General features: G+C 72.5%; 3 protein-coding genes, 1 pseudogene and 1 riboswitch. Of the genes and pseudogenes, 3 read left to right on the top strand and 1 reads right to left on the bottom strand.

Going from position 1 to position 5,434, the window contains the following annotated elements; genetic code table 11:
• A pseudogene (locus tag AB0M20_RS25300) lies at nucleotides 1–414 on the bottom strand (glycine hydroxymethyltransferase); the annotation flags it as partial.
• Nucleotides 415–432: 18 nt separating this feature from the next.
• Nucleotides 433–522, bottom strand: a riboswitch (ZMP/ZTP riboswitch).
• A gap of 243 nt (nucleotides 523–765) precedes the next feature.
• On the opposite strand from AB0M20_RS25300, the gene erm reads away from it, so the two are divergent.
• From erm to AB0M20_RS25285, 3 genes are all read left to right on the top strand, one after another.
• Complete coding sequence (gene erm, locus AB0M20_RS25295; protein WP_364302173.1) at nucleotides 766–1,542, top strand: ErmE/ErmH/ErmO/ErmR family 23S rRNA (adenine(2058)-N(6))-methyltransferase; 777 nt, start codon at nucleotides 766–768, stop codon at nucleotides 1,540–1,542.
• Between the two features lie 10 nt (nucleotides 1,543–1,552).
• The gene (locus AB0M20_RS25290) at nucleotides 1,553–2,410 is read left to right on the top strand and encodes an alpha/beta fold hydrolase (protein WP_364302171.1); all 858 of its coding nucleotides are present in this window, start codon (nucleotides 1,553–1,555) and stop codon (nucleotides 2,408–2,410) included.
• Between the two features lie 85 nt (nucleotides 2,411–2,495).
• A partial coding sequence (locus AB0M20_RS25285) for a discoidin domain-containing protein (protein WP_364302169.1) occupies nucleotides 2,496–5,434 on the top strand: 2,939 nt, incomplete at its 3' end.

Raw genomic sequence — 5,434 nt, 5'->3', positions numbered from 1 at the left:
GGTGAGGTCGTTGACCTGCCGCTTCTCGAGGCGCTTGAGCGTCGGTGCCTCGACCCGGTCGGCCAGGATCGCCCAGTACGCGACCAGGTTGGCGTCGATGCCGGAGTGCGGCTGGACGTATGCGTACGGCGAGCCGAAGAGGGCGGTGGCGTGCTCGACCGCCACGGACTCGACGGTGTCCACGTTCTGGCAGCCGGCGTAGAAGCGGCGGCCGATCGTGCCCTCGGCGTACTTGTCGCTGAGCCAGTTGCCCATCGCGAGCAGCACGGCCGGCGACGCGTAGTTCTCGCTGGCGATCAGCTTGAGCGACTCGCGCTGGTCGGTCAGCTCCTTGGCGATCGCGTCGGCGATGCGGGGCTCGACCTGGCGGACGACATCGAGAGCGGAGCGAAATGCTTGAGACTCGGCGTTCATCGGACCTCCCTATCACGAAAGAAAGGCCCAGGCGCGCGGCAGTCGTCCCTCGACGGGGCCGCTCCACGATGGTTGACCCATCCGAACACGCCAGTCACGACCCGGCACAAGCATACGCGACCTCATTTGGCGTTAATTCGGTGTACGCGACGGCGCCGGTTTTGTACGGTCGCCGAATGTTCACGACGCACGCTCTCCTCGCCGGCGCCTGGGCGCCCGCGCGGGGACCGCTCGCCTCGATCCGTCTCCGCGACGGGCGTCCGGCCCTGGCCTGACACCCGGTTCGTCGGGCAGGGCCCACGTGTCCTTTTCCGTTCATGCCGTCACTCGACGGCGGACAGGACCACGGTCATGGCGCCCTCTTCACCGCGGCGTGCGCATGCTCGCGCCCGTCGCGCCTACGGTCAGAACTTCCTTTCCTCTTCCGCTGCCCTGCGCACGGTCGTCGACGCCGCCTGCCTGAAACCCGACGACCTCGTGTACGAGGTGGGCGCGGGCCGCGGCCGGCTGACGTCGTTGCTGCTCGCCCGGGCCGGCCGGGTGGTCGCCTTCGAGGTGGATCCCGCGCATGCCGCCGCGCTGCCCGCCCACCCACGCCTGGAGGTCCGGGTCGCGGACTTCCTACGCGCGTCGCCGCCGCCCGCGCCCTTCGCCGTGGTCGGGAACATCCCCTATGCACTCACCGCCCCGGTGGTGCGCTGGTGCCTCGACGCGCCATCTCTCCTGGAGGCGACCCTGGTGACCCAGCTCGAGTACGCCCGCAAGCGCACCGGCGACTACGGGCGCTGGTCGCGGCTCACCATCGAGACGTGGCCGACACACGAGTGGGAGCTGGCCGGCCGCATCCCCCGGACGGCGTTCCGGCCGGTGCCGAGGGTCGACGGCGGAGTGCTGCGGCTGGCCCACCGGGACATCCCGCTGGTCGCACCCGCCGACCTGGCGGCATACCGGTCGTTCGTGGACTGCGGCTTCACCGGCGTGGGCGGCTCGCTGGCCGCGTCCCTGTCCCGGCGCTACGGCCGGCGGCGGGTCGCGTCGGCATTCCGGGCGAACCGCCTCTCCGAGGACGTCCCGGTCGGGATGGTGTGGCCGGAAAACTGGCTCACCCTGTTCCGGCTGATCGCCTAACTTCGTCGGCATGATTGTTTCCGCCGGCGAGATCCGGCTGTGGACCGAGCGTTCCGGCGACGCGGCCGACCCGGCGGTGCTGCTCATCAACGGGTCGGAGGCGCAGGGCATCGGTTGGCCGGACGCGCTGGTGTCCCGGCTGGTCGAGGGCGGGTTGCAGGTGATCCGCTACGACCACCGGGACACCGGCGAGTCGACGACCGTGGACTTCGACGCCGACCCGTATTCGCTGGCCGACCTGGTGGCCGACGCGCTGGCGGTGCTCGATGGTCACGGTCTGGCGTCCGCGCACATCGTCGGCGCGTCGATGGGCGGGATGATCGCGCAGTGGCTGGCGGCGGCGCAGCCGGCTCGCGTACGGACGCTCACGCTGTTCGCGACCTCATCGGTGCACGGCGGGGACGACCTGCCCGGCCCGGCCGAGTCGTTCCTCGAGGCGATCGGCGCGGCCGGCGACCTGCCACGGGCGACCGCGGCCGAGCGGGTCGAGGCGGACGTGGTGATCTACCGGATCCTGAACGGGGACGCACCGTTCGACGAGGACGCGGCGCGAGCCGTGGCGACCAGGCATTTCGCGCGGGCCCGCGACTGGACGAAGGGCGCGAACCACCGTCGGCTCGCCTCGATCGAGGTCGACCCGCCGCCGCTGTCGGCGATCGAGGCGCCGACCTTGGTCCTGGCGGCGGCCGACGACCCGATCTTCCCGCCGGCCCATGCGAGCGCCCTCGCCGCGGCGATCCCCGGCGCCCGCCTGATGCCGATGCCGGACATGGGCCACGTGCTGTTCTCCCCCGGACTACCCGACCGCGTGGCCGGCGCGATCATCGAGCACACGGCACGCGAGCCGGAGACGGCCGGCCCGATCTGAGCCGTTACCCAAACGGCATTTGGCAGGGACAGGGTGGAGAAGGTATTGATTGTCGGCACGTTCGTCCGGTTCGCGTGGAGGTTCGATGGTGCCGCTGTCCCGCCGGCAGGTGCTGGCGCTGGGCGGCGTGCTCGCGCTCCCGGCGCCGCGGCTCCCCGTCGCGACCCGGCACGACCCGGTCGCTGACGTCTACCGGCGGGTGCTGCACCTGCACACGCGGTGGATGGAGCAGCAGTGGGATCCGGCGATCGGGGCCTACCGGTCCTCGGACTTCCGCTTCGCCGGCGTGCTGGGCAACGCCGTGCTGCTGCGGATGGCCGACTACGACGCCGCGCTGGCCGGGGTCGGCAAGGACACGTTGCGGGAGCGCACGCTCGCCACGATCGGGCGATTCGCCGGCACCAACCGGCTCACCGGCGGGTCCGAGTGGGGCCGGCAGCTCTTCTGGGACTCGACCTTCGAGCTGTACTTCGTCCTGGCCGCCCGGCTGCTCTGGACCGACCTCGACGACCGCACCCGCACCAAGGTCAGCCAGATCGCCTCCGGCCAGGCCGCGTACGCGTTCGGGCTGGCCTACGGCGACGACCCGCTCAGCTCGGGGTGGACGCCGGCCGGAACGCGCGGCGGCTGGATCGGCGACACCAAGCTCGAGGAGATGGGCGTCTACGCGCAGGCGATCGCGCCGGGGCTGGCGTGGGGCCGCGATGACGATGCGCTGCGGGACCGCTTCACCTTCTGGGCCGCGAACGCGAGCGCACTGCCGGCCGCGGATCGGGCCAATCTGTCGCGTCAGGACGGTGCGCTGGTCCGGGAGCGCAGCCGGGCGCACAACATCCACGACACATTCGTGGTCGAGAACCACGACTCGGTGAACCCGCACTACCAGGCGGAGCTGTGGCGGACGGCGGGCCGGGCCGCGATCCACTTCATCACGGCCGGCAAGCCGGTGCCGGACGTGCTGCTGCACCAGCCGAACGGCGCGCAGCTGTGGCGCACGCTGCGCCTGCTGGCCTCCGATGCCGGCGAGCCGGTCATGCCGATGGTGGCGGACCGCTATCACCTCTACGGGCGGGACGTGTTGCCGCTCGCGTACCTCGCGCAGGTGGTCGGGGATCGGGACGCGGCGCGGGCCGAGGCCGATCTGGCCGATCGGCTGGAGCCCTATCTGCGGTACGAGCCGGCGTGGCGGCTGGCGAAGTTCAGCGGCGAGGAGAAGTACGAGCCGGAGGCGCGGGCCGAGCTGGCCATCGCGTATCTCTTCCACGCGAACCGCACGAGTCCGGTGGTGCCGACGGGTGCGTTCTTCGCCCGGGCCGCCGGCACGCGGGACTTCGGCGCGGACGTCGGGCTCACCGCACACCAGTCGGCCGACGCGTTCGCCGCGGCGGTCACGAAAGCCGGGTTCGTCAACTTCCTGTGGCAGCCGCGGCACGACAACTGGCTGATCGACACCAGGGCCGCGGCCTTCCTGCCGGCCTCGACCCGCGTGCCGTCCGACGCCTGGACCACCGCGTACTCCGAATTGCGAGACGGCGTCGACGCGACCGCGACGGTGCTGAGCTTCGGGGAGCAGTACGCGGGGTACGCGACGCTGCCGACCGGCACGGTGGTCTACGCCAGCTCCGGCATCGGCACCGACGAGGGCGTGCTGTCCCTGTTCAACCTCGACATGCCCGGCATGCCGGGCCTCACCGGCCGGCGCACGTTCACCGGCGCCGCCGGCTCGGTCACGCTGGACGGCAGCGCGGGTGGCGGGGGCGACGGCGGCGTCGACGAGCTGCACTTCGCGCCGCGACCGGCCCGCTACGTGCGCGTGCTGGGCCGGCAGGCGGCGAACCAGTACGGCTATTCACTGTGGACGATGAGCGTGCTGGACGAGGCCGGCGGCGATCTGGCTCAGGGCGCGCTGACCGCGGCGTCGTCGTCCGACGTGAGCTATCCGGCCGCCAACGCGACGGACGGCAACCCGGAGACGCGCTGGGCGGTGGACCGCAACCAGCGCGGGCGACAGGACAGCTGGTTCGCGGTCGATCTGGGTTCGGCGGTCACGGTCGCCGGGGTGCGGCTGGTCTGGGAGGCCGCGTACGCCGTCCGCTACGTGATCCAGACGTCGCTCGACGCGGCCACCTGGTCGGATGTCGTCGCGGTGCCCCAGGCGCACGAGATCTCCGGCAACTGGGTGGACATCGACGGCCGGGCCGGGCTGGTCACGTACGCCACCGACCGGCCGATCACGGTGTCCGCGACCAGCGTGATCGCGGCCACCGGCGAGGCCTCGCCCACGTTGATCGAGGGATACGCCCGCGCGGTCAGCCTCCGGGACCGGGCCCGCCGGCGGATGCCGGACACCCCGCCCGGCCTGTCGATCAGCGACGCCGACGGCTATCTGAGCATCTTCAACCTGACATCCGGCCCGATCAGCGGCGCGACCGTCACGATCCCCTCGCCGCACCGGCTCTACCGGGGCGTGCAGGTGGTCCGCGAGGACGGCCTGGCGTGGGCCGTGACCCAACCGGCCGGCACCGGGCGGGTCGAGCCACCGCGCTTCGAGGTGGTGGGCGAGGCGCCGCCGGGCACCCGGTTCACCGTGCCCGACTCCCACCACGTGACCGTCACGGCCCCGGCGTCGCGGCGCGTGGCGATCGCTGTGCGATCGGGTCTCTGGTCTTCCCGGGTACGCGTCCCCGCGGGCAGATCCGTGACCCTGACCGTCCCGGGTGGACCGGTGACGCCGACGGCAGACCTGGCCCGCGGCCGAACGACGTTCCCCACGTCGCCGATACCGACCGGCATGACGGCTCCGGCCCGCGCGGTGGACGGCAACCCGGCGACCTCCTGGCGGCCGGGCCCGACCGGCCGCATGGTCGTCGACCTGGGCACGGTGGAGTCGCTGACCCTGCTGCGCCTGACCTGGACGGCCGGCGCCCGCAGGCCGATCCGGATCGAGCGCTCGACCGACGGCGTGACCTATTCGACGGTGGCGGTGGTCCGCCGTCCCGCGCCCGCGCCCGGGGGGCGCAAACA

Origin of the sequence: Actinoplanes sp. NPDC051633 (genome assembly GCF_040681735.1) — a bacterium.
GTDB lineage: Bacteria > Actinomycetota > Actinomycetes > Mycobacteriales > Micromonosporaceae > Actinoplanes.
The sequence above is the reverse complement of the archived record's forward strand: the minus strand, read 5'-3'. Positions and strand labels throughout refer to the sequence as shown.